This is a genomic window from Burkholderia metallica, from assembly GCF_001718555.1.
GTDB lineage: Bacteria > Pseudomonadota > Gammaproteobacteria > Burkholderiales > Burkholderiaceae > Burkholderia > Burkholderia metallica.
Map to the genome: position 1 here is coordinate 2,154,088 of NZ_CP013403.1, position 19,695 is coordinate 2,173,782.

Consider the following 19,695-nt stretch of genomic DNA (forward strand, 5'->3'; position numbering starts at 1 on the left):
ATCACAGAAACCACCGATACTCCCGCGCGCCGATCTCATTGCGAAAATCCAGCTCTTCCTGGCGCTTGTTCTCGCAATACACCATCACGAACTCGCTGCCGAGCCCTTCGCGCACGGCCGCATGATCCTGCATCCCCGCGACGGCCGACAGCATCTCCTTCGGGAAATCGATGCCGCTACCGCGATCCTCGTTGAGCGGCGCGATCGGCTCGATCTTCGCATCGAGCCCGTGCTCCATCCCGGAGAGAATCGCCGCGAGCACCAGATACGGGTTCGCGTCCGCACTCGCGAGCCGGTGCTCGATCCGCAGGTTGCGCTCATCCGACTCCGGAATCCGGATGCATGCATCGCGATCCTCGAAGCCCCAGCTCGCGCGGCTCGCCGCGTTCACCATCGATCCGTAGCGCCGGAACGCGTTGTGATTCGGCGCGAACACGGGCATGCAGTGCGGCAGCAGCGCGAGGCATCCGGCCACCGCGTGCCGCAGCGGCCGCTGCCCGTCCGCCGCCAGCAGATTGCGCCCCGCGTCGTCGTAGAGGCTCACGTGCACGTGCATCCCGCTGCCCGGTGCATGCAGGTACGGCTTGCCCATGAAGCTCGCGCGATAGCCATGCTGCAACGCGACGCCGCGCGTGCTGCGACAGAACATCGCCGACCAGTCGGCCGCGCGCAGCCCGTCGTCGCAATGGCCGAAGTTGATCTCGAACTGGCCCGGCCCGAGCTCGGCGGTGATCACGGTCGCGTCGATTCCCTGCATGCACGCGACGTCGACCATCTCGTGCAGCACGTCGGAGAAGCGCGACAGCCGCTCGATATGCATGTTCGGCTGATCGTCGCGATCGTCGGACAGGCGGTCGCGCGGATACGTCGGCATCCCCGCTTCGAGCTGCGCGGCGAACAGGTAGAACTCGAGCTCGAACGCGACGACCGGCCGGATGCCGCGCCGCGCAAACCGCTTCAGCACGCGCGCCAGCACTTCGCGCGGCTCGAACTCGACCGGGGCGTCGGTGCCGTCCGTCGTGATCAGCATCTGGCCGAGCGGCTGCTTCTCCCAGGTCACCGGCTTCAGCGTGCCGGGGATCAGCCGACGCACGGCGTCCGGGTCGCCGTCGTTGAAACAGTAGTCGCCGATCTTGTAGAGCCCGCCCTGCGTGCCGAGCAGGATGCAGTTCTGCGGCAGCTTCAGCAGCGAGCCGGCCGCCACCTTCTCAAGTGCGTCGATCGGGTAGCGCTTGCCGTAGAAATGCCCGGGCAGGTCGAGGCAAATCAGGTCGACATAACGGATCTCGGGGTGCGCCTGCCGGAATGCGCGCACTTCATCGACCAGCGCGGGAACGACGTCAGCCATGTCTCATCCTTTCCATGTCTCGTATGACGGGTGCCGCAGTGCGGCGAACCGGATTCATCCGGCATGCACGACGTCGCATGCCGGTTACAGATCAGGACTGCAAATAACTACCTCGACGCGGCTGCTCGCCCGACCGCATACCGCGCCGACAGCTCAGGTGAATACCCAGATCACGCGCGTCGGTGTTTCGGTCAGATTGGCATAACGAAAGCGCTTGTGCGCGGGAAGCTGGAAAGCATCGTTCGGGCCGAGCGTGACGGGCGTGTCGTCGCCGTCGACCCAGATCGTCAGTTCTCCTTCGAGTACGAATCCACCCTGCTCGTCGCTGTCGTCGACGGGCCGCTCGCCGCTGCTCGCGCCGGGCGCGAGATGGCTTTCGAGGATCGAGAAGCGCGCGCGCATGTTCGGCGACACGAGGATGTCGGTAATGCCGGCCGCGTAATACACGGTACGCCGCTCGTCGGGCCGCGTGACCCACGGCACACTGCGCGGCTTGCTCAGGCTGTAGAAATAGGTGGTCGGCACGCCGAGCGCCTCGCCGATCGCGGTGAGATCCGCCACCGTGGGGCGCGACAGCCCGCGCTCGACCTGCGACAGAAAGCCGACCGAGCGGCCGATCCGTTCCGCGAGATCGTTGAGCGTGACCTTGCGATGCTTGCGCAGGTCGCGGATCAGGATCGCCAGGCTTTCTATCTCTTCCTGTTCGTTCATGGTCAATTCCGATTCAGTCAGACGGTATCGCGCAGACGGTACCAGGCCTTGCCGATCGCTTCCAGCGGCGCGGCGAGCCGGTCGCCGCCCGGGAAGCGCGGGTTGTGGATGCGCTGGTACTGCGCGAGCAGGCATTCGTCGCCGAGCACCGCATCGGCCACCGCGCGCGCCCCCGCAAGCGTGGGCAGCACGCCGTGCCCCGAGAAGCCCTGCAGCCAGAAGCGCTGCCCGTGGCGGCCGATGTCCGGCGTGCGGCGCATGCTGATGTCGATATGGCCGCCCCACGCGTAATCGAGCGGCACGCCGGCCAGTTGCGGAAACACGCGTTCGAGATGCGGGCGCGTCGCCGCCGCGATATCGGCCGGAATGCCGCCGAGATACGTGCAGCCGCCGCCGAACAGCAGCCGGTTGTCGGGGCTCAGGCGGAAATAGTCGGGCACGAACTGATTGTCGATCACGCAACTGTTGCGCGGCAGCAGCGACCGGGCGACGTCGGCCGCAAGCGGTGCGGTGGCGACCTGATACGTGCCGACCGGCAGCAGCCGGCGCGCGAGATCGCGATCGAGCCGGTCGACATACGCGTTGCAGGCCAGCACGAGCACGTCCGCGCGCACCTCGCCGCGCGCGGTGCGCGCGATGTGGCCGCCGGCGGTCTCTTGGCAGTCGAGCACGCGGCTCTGCTCGAAGACGCGGCCGCCCGCGCGTTCGATCGTCTGTGCGAGGCCGAGCGCGAGCTTCAGCGGATTCAGGTGGCCGGCCTCGGGATCGTGGAGAGCCGCGAGATAGCGCGTGCTGCCGATCCATTCGGGCATCTTGTCACGACCGATCACGCGCAGCCGGTCGTAACCCCAGCGCTCGGCCGCCTCGTCGCGGGCCTGCTCGAGCATCGCGACGCGGCGCGGCCGCACCGCCGCCCACAGGCTGCCGGGCCGGTAGTCGATGTCGAACCCGTGCCGCGCGGGCAAGTCGCGCACCTCGGCCGCGGCCCAGCGCATGCTGTCCCACAGCAGGCGCGCGCCGTCGCGACCGAGCGCATCCTCGAGCGGCTGCATGTCGCACGACCAGCCGAGCAGCGCCTGCCCGCCGTTGCGGCCCGACGCGGCCCACGCGACGCGGCTCGCTTCCAGCACGACGACGCGCTTGCCGGCGAGCGCCAGGCGCAACGCCGTATGCAGCCCGCTGAACCCCGCGCCGACGACGAGCACGTCGGCGTCGATGCGTTCGTCCAGTTCCGGACGATGCGGAATCGGCGCCGGGTAGGTGCCGGCGTAGTAGCTGGCGACGTGACGGTCGGACTGCACGAACATGCGGACTTCCGTGAAAATTACGACGAGAAATTTCATGAAAAATTAGCACGGCAATTTCACGGAGGCAAGCGGGTAAAACCGCAACCTCTTTTTGGTCTGAGGAACAGTCCGACGAACGAAAGTTGTGCTCTTTTCGGGTGGTTTCGGTGCGCTTTGACAACTCGCACGAATGGAGCAACTTCGGATGTGAAACTCGACCTCGCAAGAAACGCTTGGATTCGCGGCGCACTGTGCCGGCTACGTGTTTGGCTCAAGCACTCAGATCAAGGCACTGAGGCCACGGTTAACGGGTGATGAGCTTGTGCATACCCGCCAGGAACGCCTGGCAATCGAGGTCGATGCCAGCTAACGTTCGCAGCACGTGATCCTGGTACTGTCGCGATCGATGAGACGTAAGCACGAATTTAAGCCACCCGGCATCGGAAGCCGAACGAGCGCATCCGCGTCGCCCGTTCCTGTCCCTCGTCAAAATACCGCGTCCCGGCAGGCTTCTTTATTTTGCTTTCTTTTTTCACACTTCGATTCACCATTACCGCCAAGATCCGAAGCCCCTACATTCCCGGGGCTGTGGAGTGTCATCAAAATCTCACGATAGCGTCGTTGACATTCCGTTTTCCTTATCAGACTATGCACCCGCAGTCCCGCGAAATACAAATCCGTCTATCGAGGTTAATTACTCTTCACTGGAGGGTTGGTATGAAAAGAATCGGCTTGATTATCGCTGGATGTTTGTCAATCGCGTCAAGTGCCAGTGTATATGCCGACGGCTCCACGATCGTACTGCAGTGCTCCAGTCCGTCCGGGGGGACGTGCACGGCAACGGGGGATACGTTGCCACTCAACTCATCAACGAGGGTTTTCAGTTTTATTTGGAGAGGACAAAATGTTTCACTCTCCAATCTGACCGGAACAACCGTATCCGTTCAATGCTTAACCAATCAACTTGGAAGGCTAACCGCATATAGCTACCGCGGACCCGGTGTGGAATTTAACCCCGAGACGGCTGAAGGGTCGGCGACCGTAACAATCGATTGCACTACCCCCACAAGCAGTGGGCCGGTCTGATTCCAATTACATATAGATGGATGGGTAATATCCAAAGAATGTTACCCCGTCTTATTTTTTATCCTTCAGCATCATCTTAGATAATGCATCGATAACTTGCTGGACGACCCCGCCCAATCCGACTCATCGACTTCCTGACGAAAAAGTGTCACCGCGTCGGGATACCATTCCGATGTTGACCATGAGCATTTCCAACGCCCGCCTGCAGCCACACCGGACACCAAAATCCAGGCGGATTTGCCAAGTGCCGCGGCAACGCGCATTACTGTGGCATCTACGCCTATCACGAGATCGATTGACCAAACTTCGTTAGGCCCACCGGGCAAAACCGACTGTTCGCGTTCAATCATCACGCCGTGGCGTCGACGACGGTGTCGGCCAGCCCAGTTTCTCGATCTACTAGACTCCGGCTGACCCTGTTTGCAGGGGGCAGGTCACACGGCCTGATGCCGGACGCGAAACAGCACACACGACGAAGGCAAAAAAGCCTTGACCATCGACTTCGCTTTAAGGTTATGGTCTGCGGTGGCACGCGTGCTTTGCGCCATCAGACAAAAGAACGACATGTCCATGAATCTCATTCGTGACCCATGAAGAGGGGACGTCCAACGTGACCAAACGCATACTTCACGTCGTCAGCAATGTCGCCAACTACGCCGATCAGTCCGAACCCACCGGGCTGTGGTTATCGGAACTGACGCATGCCTGGCACGTATTCGCCGAGAAAGGGTATGGCCAGCGTCTCGTCAGCCCCAGGGGCGGCCGTTCTCCGTTAGAGCCGCGCTCGCTGAAATGGCCCCTCGCCGACGCCTCCGTGAAAGCGTGGTTAAACGACCCCGACTGCCAGAAACTTCTGGCCACCACGGCACGCCCCGACCAGATCGATCCTGCGGATTTCGATGCGATTTACTTCACGGGCGGCCACGCTGTCATGTGGGATTTCCCCGATGACGCAGGACTCCAGCGGCTCACGCGAGACATCTATGAGCGCGGCGGCATCGTGTCTTCCGTCTGTCACGGCTATTGCGGGTTACTGAATACGAAACTCAGCAACGGGGCATTGCTCGTAGCGGGCCGCCGCGTCACCGGCTATTCATGGGTTGAGGAGGTGTTGGCTGGCGTCGCGAAGAAAGTGCCCTACAACGCGGAAGAAGAGATGGTGCAACGTGGCGCACTTTACGAGAAGGCATTGCTGCCATTCACGTCGAACGTGGTCACCGACGGCCGGCTGGTGACGGGCCAGAATCCGCAATCAGCAAAGGCAACCGCCGAGCAGGTCGCAGCGCTCGTGTAACGGCAAGCAGGCCCCGGATATCAACGCATCGATACGCACGTCGCCGCCTAGCTGTTTCGGACCGATCGGCGCCGCTTCACTTTGACGGCGCCCTGCGTTCGGGCGGTGCTGCCCGGATCGCCCAACTGCATCTGCGACAGCAGCCGCGTTGCATTGGCGGTGCAATCGATATCCTCGGGCTTGGCCGCGACCTCGGCCATCAACGCCATCAGATGCCGCTTGTTCTGCGCAAGCCGCACCTCCATCGCTTCGATGTCCCGCACCTTGTGGCTGAGCGCGTCCAGTAGCGCACCACGCTGCCATTGCGCAAGGTCGGGCGGCAGCAACATGCGGATCTCGTCCAGGCTGAAGCCTGCCTTTTGCGCGGTTGCGACCAGCCCGAGCACCAGCACCGCGTCAGCCGAATAGATCCGATAGCCGTTCGGCTGGCGCTCGACCGCGGTCAACAGCCCAATGCGTTCATAAAAGCGGATGCGCGAAGGGGTCAATCCCGTGCGCTCCGCCAGATCCCCTATCTTCATGATCGTGGCGCGAAAGCATCTAGCCGGGTTGGCATGTTCAGGACCAGTTGCGCGTCTTTGACCACGTCCATGCGAAGCACCGTGGAGGCTCCGAGTCCGTCAAGCAACTGGCTCAAGGGGCCGCCGTGCCGTGTCAGATTGACGTCTCGTGGAAAGAGGCGCTGGGCGAACGACAACACATTGGTCTGGACCAAGGTCTGGTGCCATTCGCCGTCGATCATGTTGATCATGGTTGCCGATCCCATATGCGACTGCGACGGGACATCGCGCAAAGCGGGAAGCGGCGCGCTCAAGGTCAGGTCGGGCTTGCCGCCAGGGCCGGCGATGGCGGCTGAAATGTCTGCGCCGATGTTCAATCCGATATCCGTTCGCCACTTCGGCAACTGGTACCCATACAGACCACGGACCCGAGCGATTTCCGTCGTCACGGGCAGCGCGAGAACATGGGCGAAGAAATTCCGCCGCCGGATGGAGTCGAGAAGTTCCAGCGCATGCGACCCACGCGCGCCCGGCCGACGGATCACCACGGCGACAGATACTTCGTCGTATGGATCGTTGTCACAGACCGAATAGGAGAAAAAGGTCAACGCCACAAGCCCGTGGCCCGGAAATGCTCTCAGCGGCTCGAGCGGCGCTCGTAACATCGCCCGCAACCGGTCGACCGGCGCCAGGAACAGCAGTTGCACATTGCTCGAGCGATAGTAAAAGTTGGGCGCCCAGGTCGGACCGACAGTAGAGGTGACGAGCCGCTTTGGAATCCTGCGAAAAAAGTCGATATTGCCCGCCGCAGGATCCTGTGCGACCTCGTCGAGATTCGGGTTCATCCGGTAACGGTCGTAGTACCCGCCAGCGGGCACCTCGACCTTGTGCGCGCCGAACTCGACCTCTGTAAACCGCTTGTCCATATTCCTGACCTTCTTGTGATTGAGCCGTCGGGCGTGCCTCGGAAGGCATACCGATCAACAGCCGGTAGCAATCACTCTAAGACTGAATATGACTTTAAGGTCAAGCGCTCAACGACGAGTCGGCGTGGCGGCTCTTTTGGTCGCAGCGAGGTCGTACCAATCCCGTGCCAAATCGGACAACCCGTTCGTTCCTTGCGCGGACATTTGTCGTACCGGGACGGATAAGCTGTTCGACGTTCCCTCGATCGAGCAAGCAGCGCGATCGCCACGGGGCTCAGCCAGCGCCGGAGTCGCCCAGCTTGCTGAAATCCGGCGTAATGCCTGCTTCACGGAGACGGTCGAGCACGCGCTTCTTGTTATCCGCGCATTCGATTCCGTCCGGCTTGTTCTCGATGCTCTCGATCGCAACCAGCAGTTGCGCGCGGCTCTGGTCGAGACGCTTGCGGACACTATCGATCTCGACCACCTTCTGCTTGAGCGCGTCCAGCAACGCACCATGATCCCAGGCGCCGGGACCAACGGGCAACAACTGCCGCATCTGTTCAAGCGTGAACCCGGCATGCTGCGCGATAGCGATCATCCCCAGAATCAACTCCGCTTCCGGCGGATACTCCCGATAGCCGTTCACGTTACGCTCCACCACCCTTATCAAGCCGGCGGCCTCGTAAAAACGGATGCGTGAAGCCGTCAGACCCGTGCGCTTCGCCAACTCTCCGATTTTCACTCTACCCCCCAAAAAACGATTGACATTAACGTTCACTTTAATCCTAAAGTTGCTCCATGACGACGACGAGCAACACGACGGATTCTTCGGCAAGCAACCGCACCGCGGTCGCTTGATCATTTCAAATTGTCTCGACAAAAGGAGCGCATCGTTCCGACCAGGCCCGAGCGAATGGCGACGCCGGCCTGCGCACTTCCGGCAGCGCGACCTGCCCCGTGGCAACGTTGCCGCCTTATCCGCCACCATCATAAAAGGAGCAGCCCACCAGCGAGCAACAAAATTTGTCAGGAACGCGACTGAATCTCAATCTTCACATTGAAAAGGAGTGCTGATCATGGCTTACGTCACGACGAAGGATGGCGTTCAGATCTTCTACAAGGACTGGGGCCCGCGCGATGCACAGGTAATTTTCTTCCATCACGGCTGGCCGCTCAGCGCGGACGACTGGGATGCCCAGATGCTCTTTTTCCTGTCGCACGGCTACCGCGTCATCGCGCATGATCGCCGGGGACACGGACGATCCAGCCAGGTGTGGGACGGCCATGACATGGATCACTATGCCGACGACGTCGCGGCAGTGGTCAACCACCTCGGGGTGCAGGGTGCGGTTCATGTTGGCCATTCCACGGGTGGCGGTGAAGTCATCCACTACGTTGCCCGCCACGGCGAAGATCGCGTCTCCAAGGCCGTGCTGATCAGCGCCGTACCGCCGCTGATGGTCAAGACCGCGAGCAATCCGGGTGGTTTGCCGAAGGACGTGTTCGACAACCTGCAGGCCCAGCTCGCAGCGAATCGCGCGCAGTTCTACTACGACGTGCCGGCGGGCCCCTTCTACGGCTACAACCGTGCCGGCGCGAAGCCGTCGCAAGGCGTGATCTGGAACTGGTGGCGCCAGGGCATGATGGGCAGCGCCAAGGCACACTACGACGGCATCGTGGCGTTCTCGCAAACCGACTTCACCGAGGACCTGAAGAGCACGACGATTCCGGTGCTCGTCATGCACGGCGACGACGACCAGATCGTCCCCTATGCCGATTCCGGCCTGCTGTCGGCGAAGCTCGCCAGGAACAGTACGCTGAAGACCTACAAGGGCTTTCCGCACGGCATGCCGACGTCCAACGCCGACACGATCAACGCCGATCTGCTCGCGTTCTTGCGTGGGTAGCCAAAGCCTCGAAAGCTGATCCGGTATTGCAGTAAACCGATCGGAACCACGCCGGAAAAAGGCAGCCTCTCTCGAGAGAGGCTGCCTCGATCTTCAGCTCCGAATGAACTTCAGAATGTCCGCATTGATGACATCCGCATGGGTCGTCAACATCCCGTGCGGATAGCCCGGATAGATCGTCAGCCTGGCGTTCCCGAGCAGCTTGGCAGACAGCATGCCGGCATCCTTGTAGGGCACCACCTGGTCGTCATCGCCATGCAACACCAGCGCCGGCTGCGTGATCTTCTTCAAGTCCGCGGTGAAGTCCGTCTCCGAGAAGGCCTTGATGCAATCGTACTGGGCTTTGATGCCGCCCATCATGCCCTGGCGCCACCAATTGCGAATGATGCCGTCGGACACTTTCGCTCCCGCCCGGTTGAACCCGTAGAACGGCCCGGACGGAACATCGAGATAGAACTGCGCCCTGTTCGCGGCGAGCTGTTTCCTGAAACCATCGAAGACCTCGATCGGCGTGCCGCCGGGATTGCGCTCGCTCTTGACCATGACCGGCGGTACCGCACTGACCAGAACGATCCTGGCGGTCCGTTTCATGCCATGGCGCGCCACGTAGGCAGCCACTTCTCCGCCCCCGGTCGAATGCCCGATGTGGATCGCGTTTCTGATATCGAGCGCTTCGGTCAGGGCCGCCAGGTCGGCAGCGTAGTGATGCATGTCATTGCCATCGGCTGTTTGCGTCGATCGCCCATGCCCACGGCGATCATGGGCAATCACTCGATATCCATGCTCCACGAAGAACAGCATTTGAGCGTCCCAGTCATCCGCCGACAACGGCCAACCGTGACTGAAGACGATCGGCTGACCTTTTCCCCAGTCCTTGTAGAAAATCTCGACGCCATCCTTCGTCACAATCTTGTTGCCCCCGCCCGCGTCGCCTTCCGACGGATGGAACGGATGCCGGGTTGTCGCAGCGTTCGCCGCGCCGCTCGAAGCGAATAAAGGCAGCGCCATCGACGCGGCGGCTACCGCACCGGCCCCGATCATCAGTTCACGACGTGATTGGTTGATGCAGTCGACTTCTTCCTTGCCGCTCATGACAGCCTCCTTTGGTAATCGAAAGCGGTGACACCGACCACTCGATACTCGGACCGCGAACGACTGCGCGCTCCGCTCCCCCGTTGCGCGGACTCGTTAAAAAAGCGCCCCGTTCCGATGCTTGACCCGCTCCTGTCGGCTGCAGGTCAATTCATTTCCTTCAGTCGCTTGACCACCGCCTCGGCAATTTCCTTGCTCGACTGCGGGTTCTGCCCGGTAATGATCCGATCGGAACTGACGACATAAGACGTAAAGGGAAGCAACGCCTTCTGGTAGCGCGCACCACGGCTTACGAGCGAATCCTGCAAAAAGAAGGGCACCTGGGACTTCATGCCGGACAGCGTTTCTTCCATATCGGAGAATCCCGTCACGGGCACGCCGTCGACGAGCGACTTCCCGCCATCGTCCTGCAGCGGCAGCAGTGCGGAGACCCCGTGGCAAACCGCCGAGACAATGCCGCCTTGGCGATAGATCTGCTCACTGACGGATTTCAATGCCGCGCTATCCGCGAAGTCCCACAACGTTCCGTGGCCGCCGGTGAAGTAGATCGCCTTGTAACTGGATGGAGTCACGGCGGAAGCCGGCAACGTCGCCTTCAATCGCGCCATGAACGCCGGATCTGCCAGATGTGCGCGTGCCGAATCGTCCAGGTAGAAGGACTTCAGGCTGCGCTGGTCGATCGGCACTTCCCCGCCTGCCGGGCTCGCAAAATCCATCTGCAGTCCGGCCGCCTCGGCGACGTCATAGAAATGCGTCAGTTCAGTGAACCAAAGTCCGGTCGTATCCGATCGAGAGGGATACCGGGCGTGGTTGGTCATCACGACCAGAATCCTGTCGCCCGGCTGCACCGCGCCGTCGCTCTGTCCAGTCTGCGCGGCATACGCGTAACCGCCCGTCAACATTGAAACGATGATGGCAAGAAGCCAGTGTCTGGCGAACCAACGCTTGAACATTTCCAAATTCCTCACATGAGTCGGGGCTGTTTCACAACACCCGTCAACCAGGGCAGCGCACACGTAACAACGGCGCGCAACGTCACTGACGAGATCCTAGGATTGAAGTGAAGTTGAATGTCAAGCGAAGTTGTGACGGGGTAGATCTGCACCGACGAGCACGTCGCCGGCTTGAGACTGATCAGGCGGTTGTCCGGCAGAATCCTTTTACTGCTTGCCATACAGCCATCGCAAGACGATCCGAATTTTATTCAGTTTGCCGAACTATATATCTGGTTCTGCGTTTCCCTATCACTCCGTTAGAGAGATTCAATCGACCAGTCGCGCTTCAACGAGACTGAATGTCGCCGGCGCATTCGTCGGCCCCTTGACCTTGAACTTGCCTTCAAGGTTAGCCTCTCGCTCATCATCATTGATGGCAAAGCCACAAAGGCGGACGATATGCAGACGATATTAGGGGCAAATGGCCAGATCGCGACCGAACTGGCGAGAGAATTGCGACGCGTCCACACGGGCGACATACGCCTCGTGAGCCGCAATCCGCGCAAGGTCAACGACACCGACAGCCTGGTCTCGGCCAATCTGCTCGATGCGAGCCAGACCGCACAGGCGGTGAAAGGCAGCAGCATCGTCTATTTCACGGCCGGCCTGCCGCCGGACACGCAGCTGTGGGAAACGCAGTTTCCCGTGATGTTGAAGAACGCGCTGGATGCGTGCCGCGCGGAAGGCGCGCGGTTCGCCTATTTCGACAACACCTACATGTACCCGCAGAACAACCGGCTGCAGACGGAGTCGACACCGTTCGCGCCGGTCGGCCGCAAGGGCAAGGTGCGCGCGGCAATGGCGTCGATGGTGCTCGAAGAGATGGCGCGCGGAGATATTCCCGTCCTGATCGGGCGGGCGCCCGAATTCTATGGCCCGGGCAAGACCCAGAGCTTCACGAACGCGCTGGTCATCGACAAGCTCAAGGCAGGCAAGAAGCCGAAAGTGCCGTTGCGCGACGACACGCGGCGCACGCTCATCTGGACGCCCGACGCGAGCCGTGCGCTCGCGACGCTCGCCAATACGCCGGATGCATTCGGGCAGACCTGGCATCTACCGTGTTGCGACGACCGGCCGACCTATCGGGAGTTCATCGACATGGCCAGCAACGCATTCGGACGAAAGCCCGCGTATTCGATCGTCGGGAAATGGGCCTTCCTGGCCGCCGGCCTATTCTCCCCTCAGGTACGCGAAATCCGGGAGCTTCTACCCCGCTACGAGCAGGACAACCTGTTCGATTCGACGAAGTTCAAGCAACGGTTCCCCGCGTTCAAGGTGACCACCTACCGCGAAGGTCTCGAGCTGATTCGACGGGAGTGAGCAGAGTGGCCCCGGCCCCGAATCGCCACCTCTCGTGGAAGGGGGCCGGCACGAGTCCATCAAGCCGGCATCCCATCGCCGAGAGTCGTCAGGCTCACGGTAGCGCGCTCGATACCTCTCCCGAGTCAACGACGCTCGCATTGCGTCAATGCGAACCGCCAAACAACTGAATCACCACGCTACGCAGCCAGCGATTCCCCGCTTCGTGGTGATACCGGCCGTGCCAGTGCTGCCGCACGGCAAATCCTTCCACCGGAATCGGGCATGAATGAACCGCCAGGTCATTGGCCCGAGCCAACGTCTCGCCGATGTGACGCGGCAGCGTCGTGATCAGGTCGGTGCTCTGGATGATCGCGCCCAGCCCCAAAAATCCCGGCAACTCCAGCACGACCTGACGGTCGATGCGCTCCCGCCTCAGCGCCTGCTCGAGAAGTTGCGCGCCGGTACCCGCCGTGATGACCACGTGCCCCTCCGCGCGATATTGCTTCACCCCGAGTCGGGTACGGATCCTGGGGTGGCGACGGTTGGCAAGGCACACCCAGTCCTGCTCGTACAACTGCTGCTGATAAATGCTGCCGCCGAGCCACGGGACATAGCCGATCGCGAGATCGGCCTCGCCGGATTCGAGCGCGCGTTCCGTGTTGCCGTCGATCCGCGCGGCTTCCAGCCGGATGCCGGGCGCCGCCGCATGGACATGCGCCAGCAGCCGCGGAAGCAGCGTGACGTGGCTCGCGTCGGTCATGCAGATGCGAAATCGTCGCTGCGCGGTGGCGGGGTCGAAGGCGATCTCCCATGCGGTGAACCGTCTCAGCGACTCGAGAATTTCCCGGCACGGCCCGATGAGCGCATCGGCCTGCGGCGTCGGCGCCATGCCGCCCGGCGTTCGAATGAACAACGGATCGTGCAGGTATTCCCGCAAGTGCCCGAGCCAGATGCTGACCGTCGGCTGGCTCTGGCCGAGCTGCTCGGCCACGCGCGTGACACTTCGCAGGTCGTACAGAAGATCGAAGAGCTGGAGCAGCTTCAGGTCGGGAAGATCGGTCGACGTCATCGCATTATTGTCCATGGCAATGACGCCATTGTAGTCATTGCATTGCCAGCGTGAGCGCCGAATTCTATCGTGCAGCCATTCGTCAGCGATGCGTGGGACCGAAGTCAGTGCTGAAGCACGCGTTCCGGCCGACATGGCGTCAACTCTGGTCGACAGGAGAAAACAATGAAGATTGCGATACTGGGCGCCGGCGCACTGGGCTGCGCGATCGGTGCCACCCTCACCGAAGGCGGTCACGAGACCTGGCTGATCGACCGCTCGCCCGCACACGTCGACGCGATGCGTCGCGACGGCCTGCGGGTCGACGACACCGGCGGCTCCCGGCACGTGCGCGTCCATGCGACGACGCAGGCGGCCGACGTCGGCGCAGCCGACCTGGTGATCGTACTGGTCAAGTCGTTCCATACCGAGGCGGCCATACGCGGCGCGCAGGCGCTGGTGGGGCCGGATACGCTCGTGCTATCGCTGCAGAACGGTCTCGGCCACGAGGACATCCTGGCCGACGTCGTCGGCCGCGAGCGCGTGCTCGCCGGCAAGACCTATGTCGGCGGCGTACTGCGCGGCGCGGGTCATATCGAGTCCGGCGTGGTCGGCAAGTACACGTATATCGGCGAACTCGACGGCCGCATCACGCCGCGGGTCCAGGCGATCGCCGACGCATTCAATACCGCGGGCCTTGCCACGACGGTCAGCGACAACATCGTCGGCACGATGTGGGACAAGCTGCTCGTGAACGTCGCGACGGGCGCGCTGACCGGCGTGACCGGCCTGACCTATGGGCAGCTCTACGACGAGCCGCTGCTGAAGGCCGCATCGCTCGCGGCCGTGGCCGAGGCGATCGCGGCCGCGCAGGCAGCCGGCGTGACGCTGTCGATGACCGATCCCGAACAGGCCTGGACGCTTGCCGCCGAGGGGCTGCCCGCGACCTTCAAGACGTCGATGCTGCAAAGCCTGGAGAAAGGCTCGATCACCGAGATCGACTTCATCAACGGTTCGGTCGTTCGGTGGGGGCAGCGCTACGGCGTGCCGACCCCGGTCAATGCGACGCTCGTCGCCTGCATCAAGGGGCTCGAGCGCGCGATGGCCGATCGCCAACGCGAGGAGGTCGCCGCATGAGCGCGCCGAAAGCCTATCTGGAACACGTTGCGATCTGGGTGAAGGACATCCGCTGGCACATCCGCTTTTTCGAGGACGTGCTCGGCATGACCCTGCGCGAAGTGGACGGCACGCTCGACGCGCCCCGGCAGTACTGGACACTCGGCGGCCTGCAGTTCATCCACGCACCGGAACATGACGGCCCGGAAGGCCGGCTCGCCCATCTCGGCGTGATGTGCGAAGACCTGGAGGCCGCGCTGGCCGCGGCACAACGATTCGGCGTAACGGAGATGCCGCAGGGGCGCAACTGGCTTCGCCTGCCCGACGGGCTCGCCGTCGAACTGATCCAGGCCCGGCCGGCTTCATGCGTCGCGCAGGCACTGGCCATCAACCCGCGCGCGGAGGCGTGACCATGACGATCGTCGAGAAATACTGGGACGACGCCCGTGAGGGCGACGCATGCACGAGCCCGAACTATACGGTGACGAAGGAGCGCATCCTCGCGTACGCCGATCTCACCGGCGACCATACGCCCGTCCACGTGGACGAGGACTACGCGAATGCCAGCCACTTCGGCTGCCTCGTCGCGCACGGGCTGTTCGGCCTGTCCATCGCCGACGGGCTGAAGACGCAGAGCGACTACCGCTTTCTGCCGGGCATGTCGCTCGGCTGGACGTGGGATTTCCTGCTGCCGATCAAGGTCAACGACGTGCTGCACGTCACATTCCGCGTCGGCTCGATGCGGGCGAGCAAGAGCCGCCCCGACTGGGGCATCGTCGTGCTGCCTTCCGAGCTGATCAACCAGGACGGCCAGGTCGTTCAACGCGGCGAACATCGCCTGATGGTGCCGCGCCGCCCGGGAGCCATCTGATGCAAGCCCGTCCCCTCGAAGGCATTCGCGTCGTCGACTATAGCCACTTCCTCGCCGGCCCCTATGTCGGGCGATGCCTCGCGGCACTCGGCGCGGAAGTGATCAAGGTCGAGCGCCCCGGCACCGGCGACGCCGGACGCCAGCACGCAACCGTGCTCGACGATCAGCAAAGCGGTTATTTCCTGCAGCTCAACATGGGCAAGCGCGGCGTGAGCGTCAACATGAAGGACGCGCGCGGCAAGGCATTCATGCAGCGGCTGTGCGACTCGGCGGACGTGTTCATCGAGAATTACCGGCCGGGCGCACTGGACAAACTCGGGCTGGGCTACGCCGAACTGTCGGCGCGCAATCCGGGCCTCGTCTACTGCTCGATTTCGGCGTACGGCCACACCGGGCCGGACGCGCATCGTGCCGGTTTCGGGCTGATCGCCGAGGCCAAGAGCGGCATCATGCAGATGGTCGGCACGCCGGGCGAGCGGCCGCCGCTGCTACGCATCTCGCTCGGCGACATGTACACCGGCATTCATGCGGTGGCGGCCATCAATGCCGCGCTGCTGGGGCGCGTGAAGAGCAAGCGCGGGCAGCACATCGACATGGCGCTGTACGACACGCTGGTGTCGATGCACGAATACGCGGTGCAGTGCTACACGCTGCAAGGCGTGCTGCCCGAGCAGACCGGGCACGACATGCCGACCTCGACGCTCTATGGCGTGTTCCGTGCCGCGGACGGCGATCTCGTGATCGCCGCGCAGGTCGACGACGCATGGAAACGCTTCGCCGCGCTGATCGAAGCGCACGGCGGCCCGGCGTGCTTCGGCGCCGACACGCGGTTTCACGACAGTGTCGGACGCAACGCGCACCGCTCGGAGATTCTCGCGGTGGTCGAGCCGTGGGTGGCCGCCCGGTCGGTTGCTTCGGTACTCGAACTGCTGGATGGCATCGACGTTCCCTGCGCGAAGGTGCAGCGCATCGACGAGGTGCTGGCCGATCCGCAGATCCAGGCACGCGGCATGGTCGTCGAGCAGCAGCATCCGCGCTACGGGACGCTGCGCCTGCCCAACCTGCCGTTCCGGTTCTCCGATTGCGACACGACGATCCGGGAGACCGCACCCGATCTCGGGCAGCACAACGCCGAAGTCGCGCAATCGCTCGGCTTCGATCCGGCCGAAATCGATGCGATGCAGGCCGACGGCGTCCTCTATTCGAAAGCGAGCCAGCGATGACCGACCAGTACGCAGTGATCGGCAATCCGATCGGACACACGAAATCTCCGCTGATTCACGGCCTGTTCGCGCAGGCAACCGGGCAGGACATCCGCTATACGGCGATCGAAGGACCGGTCGAGCCGGACGGCGCCTTTGCCGACGTGGTTCGTGCTTTCGCCTCGAGCGGCGGCAAGGGCATCAACATCACGGCCCCGTTCAAGCTCGACGCTTTCGCGATGGCGAACGAACGAAGCGAGCGTGCGGAACTGGCGGGCGCGGCAAATGCGCTCAAGTTCGAAGGCGGCCGCATCCTGGCCGACAACTTCGACGGTATCGGGCTCGTCCGCGACATCGAAGTCAACCTCCGCCTCCCGATGGCCGGCAAGCGCGTGCTGCTGCTCGGCGCGGGCGGCGCAGCCCGCGGCGCACTGCTGCCGTTTCTCGACGCGGCGCCGGCCGAGATGGTCATCGCGAATCGCGACGTCGACAAGGCGCGCGCACTGGCCGCGCAGGTCGCCGGACGCGGCCCGCTCGTGGCCAGCAGCTACGCGAACCTGGCCCGGATGGGCCGTTTCGATCTGGTGGTCAATGCCACGTCGGCCAGTCTGACCGGCGACCTGCCGCCCGTTCCGCCGAGCGTGTTCAGCCCGGACGGCACGGCCTACGAGCTCGCGTACGGCAAGCGTCTGACACCCTTTCTCCGACTCGCGAAAAATGCGGGCGTGCACGGGATCGCGGATGGGGTCGGCATGCTGGTCGAGCAGGCGGCCGAAGCGTTCGCGTGGTGGCGCGGCGTACGTCCCGAGACCAGCGAGGTGATCGATCGGCTTGCCGTGCCTTTTGACTGAATGTGCGAGGAAGACTCCGATGAAAAAGATCCTGATGCTGCATGGCATCAACCACAACATGTTCGGCAAGCGCGATCCGGAGCAGTACGGGACCATCACGCTGGCGGAGATCGACGCGCGGCTGCAATCGCTCGCGACCGAGCTGGGCGCGCAGGTGGAATCGTTCCAGACGAACAGCGAAGCATCGATGTGCGAGCGGATTCATCGCGCATTCGAAGAACATCAGGATGCCGTACTGATCAATGCCGGCGCCTGGACCCACTACAGCTACGGCATCCGCGACGCGCTGGCCATCCTGACCTGCCCGATCGTCGAATTGCACATGTCCAACATCCATGCCCGGGAGCCGTTCCGGCATCACTCCGTTTTCGCCGACATCGTCAGCGGGCAGATCTGCGGCTTCGGTGTCGACAGCTATCTGCTGGCCCTGCGGGCCGCCGCGTCGGCGATCGATCGAGCGTAAGCGCCGCTGTACGAGAACAGATCGGCTGAAGCCGACACAGGCAGGGCCGCGACCGTTGCACCCGTCGTACGAAGAGGCACCGAGCTTCGGGCAGGAGCCGGTGCCTCGCACGCGCGTTGCCCTCTGCCCTCGATATCAATATATGGAGACAAGCATGATCGAAGCCACACCACAGGAGCCTCGCGGCAAGCATCAGTCGAAGAAGGCCGCCGCCAGCGGCTGGATCGGGTCGGTGCTCGAGTATTACGATTTCTTCATCTACGCCACCGCCTCGGCGCTGATCTTTCCGCAGATCTTCTTCCCGAAGGGCAATGCGACGACCGCCATCATCGCGTCGCTGGCCACCTACGGCGTGGGTTATGTATCGCGGCCGATCGGCGCGTTCGTGCTCGGTCATCTCGGCGACACGCACGGACGGAAGACCGTGCTGCTCTGGTGCATGTTCCTGATGGGCTTCTCGACCATCGGGGTGGGCCTGCTGCCGACCTATGAGCAGGTCGGGCTGCTGGCGCCGGTACTGCTGGTGATCCTGCGTCTGGCGCAGGGCTTTGCGGTCGCCGGCGAGATCTCGGGCGCCAGTTCGATGATCCTGGAGCACGCGCCCTTCGGACGCCGCGGCTTTTTCGTGAGTTTCACGCTGCAGGGCGTGCAGGCCGGCCAGGTGCTGGCGGCTGCCGTGTTCCTGCCGCTCGCCCACTACTTGCCGGCCGAGCAATTCACCAGTTGGGGCTGGCGCATTCCGTTCCTGCTCAGCTTCGTGGTCATCATCGCGGCCTGGATCATCCGCCGCAAGGTGGACGAGACGCCAGCGTTCGCAGCCGAAGTCCGGCAGCAGTCGCGCCCGCGTTCACCGGTCGTCGACGCGTTCAAGTACAGCTGGAAGGACATGCTGCGTGTGGTTTGCATGGCGCTGATGAACGTGATTCCGGTGGTCGCCACCATCTTCGGCGCGGCCTATGCGGTGCAGCCGGCCTACGGCATCGGCTTCGCGAAGGACGTCTACCTGTGGATTCCGGTGGTGGGCAACATCGTCGCGGTGCTGGTGATTCCGTACGTCGGCAACCTGTCGGACAGGATCGGCCGCAAACCGCCCATCGTTTTCGGTGCGCTGCTGTCGGGCCTGCTCGCGTTCGCGTACCTGTATGCGATCAGCATCAAGAGCGTACCGCTTGCTTTCGCGATGTCGCTGCTGATGTGGGGCGTCGTCTATCAGGGCTACAACGCAGTGTTCCCGAGCTTCTACCCCGAACTTTTCCCGACCCGCACCCGTGTGTCGGCCATGGCCATCGCGCAGAACCTCGGCACCGCCGCCACCGCGATGCTGCCGGCGCTCTTCACGGCCGTGGCGCCGCCCGGGACGGCCAATGTCTGGTTGATCGTGGGCGCAATCACGTTCGGCGCCACCGTGATTGCATCGCTTGCCGCGTTGAGCGCGCGGGAAACCTATCGTATTCACATGAACGATCTGGGCCAGCCGAATGCGCAGCCGGTCGGCAAGGCCGAATACGCGCGCCTGCGGGCACTGGCAATGCAACCGGACAGCACGGTGAACGAGCGGGTATCCAGATCCCTTCAACGCTAGTCGCGGTCGTGTCGAACTGCTTCGGCGCCGACGCTGTCGGCGCCGTTCATCGTCACGGCCGCGTACGCGTGAAACGGGTCCGCCCGGACCGATATCATTCTGCCTGACGTCGTACTCATGCCCGAAACCATCC

General features: G+C 63.0%; 20 protein-coding genes. 10 read left to right on the top strand and 10 right to left on the bottom strand.

Annotation, left to right across the window (positions count from 1 at the left end):
* Position 1: 1 nt before the first annotated feature.
* The 4 genes from WJ16_RS29110 to WJ16_RS35385 form a co-directional block, all read right to left on the bottom strand.
* A complete protein-coding gene (locus WJ16_RS29110; protein WP_069260445.1) occupies positions 2–1,348 on the bottom strand; it encodes a glutamine synthetase family protein in 1,347 nt (448 codons plus the stop codon).
* A gap of 153 nt (positions 1,349–1,501) precedes the next feature.
* A complete protein-coding gene (locus WJ16_RS29115; protein WP_069260446.1) occupies positions 1,502–2,059 on the bottom strand; it encodes a helix-turn-helix domain-containing protein in 558 nt (185 codons plus the stop codon).
* A 17-nt stretch (positions 2,060–2,076) separates the two neighbouring features.
* Positions 2,077–3,366 (bottom strand): NAD(P)/FAD-dependent oxidoreductase, encoded by a 1,290-nt coding sequence (locus WJ16_RS29120; protein ID WP_069261204.1) that lies wholly within the window; start codon positions 3,364–3,366, stop codon positions 2,077–2,079.
* A 1,499-nt stretch (positions 3,367–4,865) separates the two neighbouring features.
* Positions 4,866–5,003, bottom strand: coding sequence for a hypothetical protein (locus WJ16_RS35385; RefSeq protein WP_167375388.1), 138 nt, complete (start codon positions 5,001–5,003; stop codon positions 4,866–4,868).
* A 38-nt stretch (positions 5,004–5,041) separates the two neighbouring features.
* Here WJ16_RS35385 and WJ16_RS29125 point away from each other — a divergent pair, with 38 nt between their 5' ends.
* Positions 5,042–5,725: a type 1 glutamine amidotransferase domain-containing protein gene (locus tag WJ16_RS29125; RefSeq protein ID WP_069261205.1), complete on the top strand. Its 684-nt coding sequence runs from the start codon at positions 5,042–5,044 to the stop codon at positions 5,723–5,725.
* A 47-nt stretch (positions 5,726–5,772) separates the two neighbouring features.
* On the opposite strand, the gene WJ16_RS29130 is transcribed toward WJ16_RS29125, so the two are convergent.
* The 3 genes from WJ16_RS29130 to WJ16_RS29140 form a co-directional block, all read right to left on the bottom strand.
* Entirely contained in the window at positions 5,773–6,246 is a 474-nt protein-coding gene (locus WJ16_RS29130; protein WP_069260447.1) for a MerR family transcriptional regulator, read from the bottom strand.
* Positions 6,243–7,151 carry an acetoacetate decarboxylase gene (locus WJ16_RS29135; protein WP_069260448.1) on the bottom strand — a complete coding sequence of 303 codons (909 nt, stop codon included), beginning with the start codon at positions 7,149–7,151 and terminating at the stop codon, positions 6,243–6,245. Before WJ16_RS29135 ends, WJ16_RS29130 begins: the two co-directional genes overlap by 4 nt.
* Positions 7,152–7,425: 274 nt before the next feature.
* Complete coding sequence (locus WJ16_RS29140) at positions 7,426–7,875, bottom strand: MerR family transcriptional regulator (protein ID WP_069260449.1); 450 nt, start codon at positions 7,873–7,875, stop codon at positions 7,426–7,428.
* Between the two features lie 334 nt (positions 7,876–8,209).
* On the opposite strand from WJ16_RS29140, the gene WJ16_RS29145 reads away from it, so the two are divergent.
* Positions 8,210–9,040 carry an alpha/beta fold hydrolase gene (locus WJ16_RS29145; protein ID WP_069261206.1) on the top strand — a complete coding sequence of 277 codons (831 nt, stop codon included), beginning with the start codon at positions 8,210–8,212 and terminating at the stop codon, positions 9,038–9,040.
* 93 nt (positions 9,041–9,133) lie between these two features.
* Here WJ16_RS29145 and WJ16_RS29150 read toward each other — a convergent pair whose 3' ends face one another.
* Together WJ16_RS29150 and WJ16_RS29155 are read right to left on the bottom strand one after the other, a co-directional pair.
* The gene (locus tag WJ16_RS29150) at positions 9,134–10,132 is read right to left on the bottom strand and encodes an alpha/beta fold hydrolase (protein ID WP_069260450.1); all 999 of its coding nucleotides are present in this window, start codon (positions 10,130–10,132) and stop codon (positions 9,134–9,136) included.
* Positions 10,133–10,278: 146 nt separating this feature from the next.
* Positions 10,279–11,085: a type 1 glutamine amidotransferase domain-containing protein gene (locus WJ16_RS29155; RefSeq protein ID WP_069260451.1), complete on the bottom strand. Its 807-nt coding sequence runs from the start codon at positions 11,083–11,085 to the stop codon at positions 10,279–10,281.
* Positions 11,086–11,526: 441 nt separating this feature from the next.
* On the opposite strand from WJ16_RS29155, the gene WJ16_RS29160 reads away from it, so the two are divergent.
* Positions 11,527–12,447, top strand: a complete 921-nt coding sequence (locus WJ16_RS29160; RefSeq protein WP_069260452.1) for an SDR family oxidoreductase — start codon at positions 11,527–11,529, stop codon at positions 12,445–12,447.
* Between the two features lie 145 nt (positions 12,448–12,592).
* On the opposite strand, the gene WJ16_RS29165 is transcribed toward WJ16_RS29160, so the two are convergent.
* Positions 12,593–13,513 (bottom strand): LysR family transcriptional regulator, encoded by a 921-nt coding sequence (locus WJ16_RS29165; protein WP_069260453.1) that lies wholly within the window; start codon positions 13,511–13,513, stop codon positions 12,593–12,595.
* Positions 13,514–13,663: 150 nt separating this feature from the next.
* Between WJ16_RS29165 and WJ16_RS29170 the strand changes: the two genes are divergently transcribed.
* The 7 genes from WJ16_RS29170 to WJ16_RS29200 all read left to right on the top strand — a co-directional run bounded on the left by WJ16_RS29170 (position 13,664) and on the right by WJ16_RS29200 (position 19,562).
* On the top strand, positions 13,664–14,614 hold the full coding sequence (locus tag WJ16_RS29170; protein ID WP_069260454.1) for a ketopantoate reductase family protein: 951 nt from the start codon (positions 13,664–13,666) through the stop codon (positions 14,612–14,614).
* Positions 14,611–15,003 carry a VOC family protein gene (locus WJ16_RS29175; protein ID WP_069260455.1) on the top strand — a complete coding sequence of 131 codons (393 nt, stop codon included), beginning with the start codon at positions 14,611–14,613 and terminating at the stop codon, positions 15,001–15,003. Before WJ16_RS29170 ends, WJ16_RS29175 begins: the two co-directional genes overlap by 4 nt.
* Before the next feature lie 2 nt (positions 15,004–15,005).
* Positions 15,006–15,464 carry a MaoC family dehydratase gene (locus tag WJ16_RS29180; RefSeq protein ID WP_069260456.1) on the top strand — a complete coding sequence of 153 codons (459 nt, stop codon included), beginning with the start codon at positions 15,006–15,008 and terminating at the stop codon, positions 15,462–15,464.
* Entirely contained in the window at positions 15,464–16,687 is a 1,224-nt protein-coding gene (locus WJ16_RS29185) for a CaiB/BaiF CoA transferase family protein (protein ID WP_069260457.1), read from the top strand. The genes WJ16_RS29180 and WJ16_RS29185 overlap by 1 nt, the downstream gene beginning before the upstream one ends.
* Positions 16,684–17,517, top strand: coding sequence for a shikimate dehydrogenase (gene aroE / locus WJ16_RS29190; RefSeq protein ID WP_069260458.1), 834 nt, complete (start codon positions 16,684–16,686; stop codon positions 17,515–17,517). Before WJ16_RS29185 ends, aroE begins: the two co-directional genes overlap by 4 nt.
* A 19-nt stretch (positions 17,518–17,536) precedes the next feature.
* Complete coding sequence (gene aroQ / locus WJ16_RS29195; RefSeq protein ID WP_069260459.1) at positions 17,537–17,980, top strand: type II 3-dehydroquinate dehydratase; 444 nt, start codon at positions 17,537–17,539, stop codon at positions 17,978–17,980.
* A gap of 154 nt (positions 17,981–18,134) precedes the next feature.
* Positions 18,135–19,562, top strand: a complete 1,428-nt coding sequence (locus tag WJ16_RS29200; protein WP_069260460.1) for an MFS transporter — start codon at positions 18,135–18,137, stop codon at positions 19,560–19,562.
* The last annotated feature ends 133 nt before the right edge of the window (positions 19,563–19,695 follow it).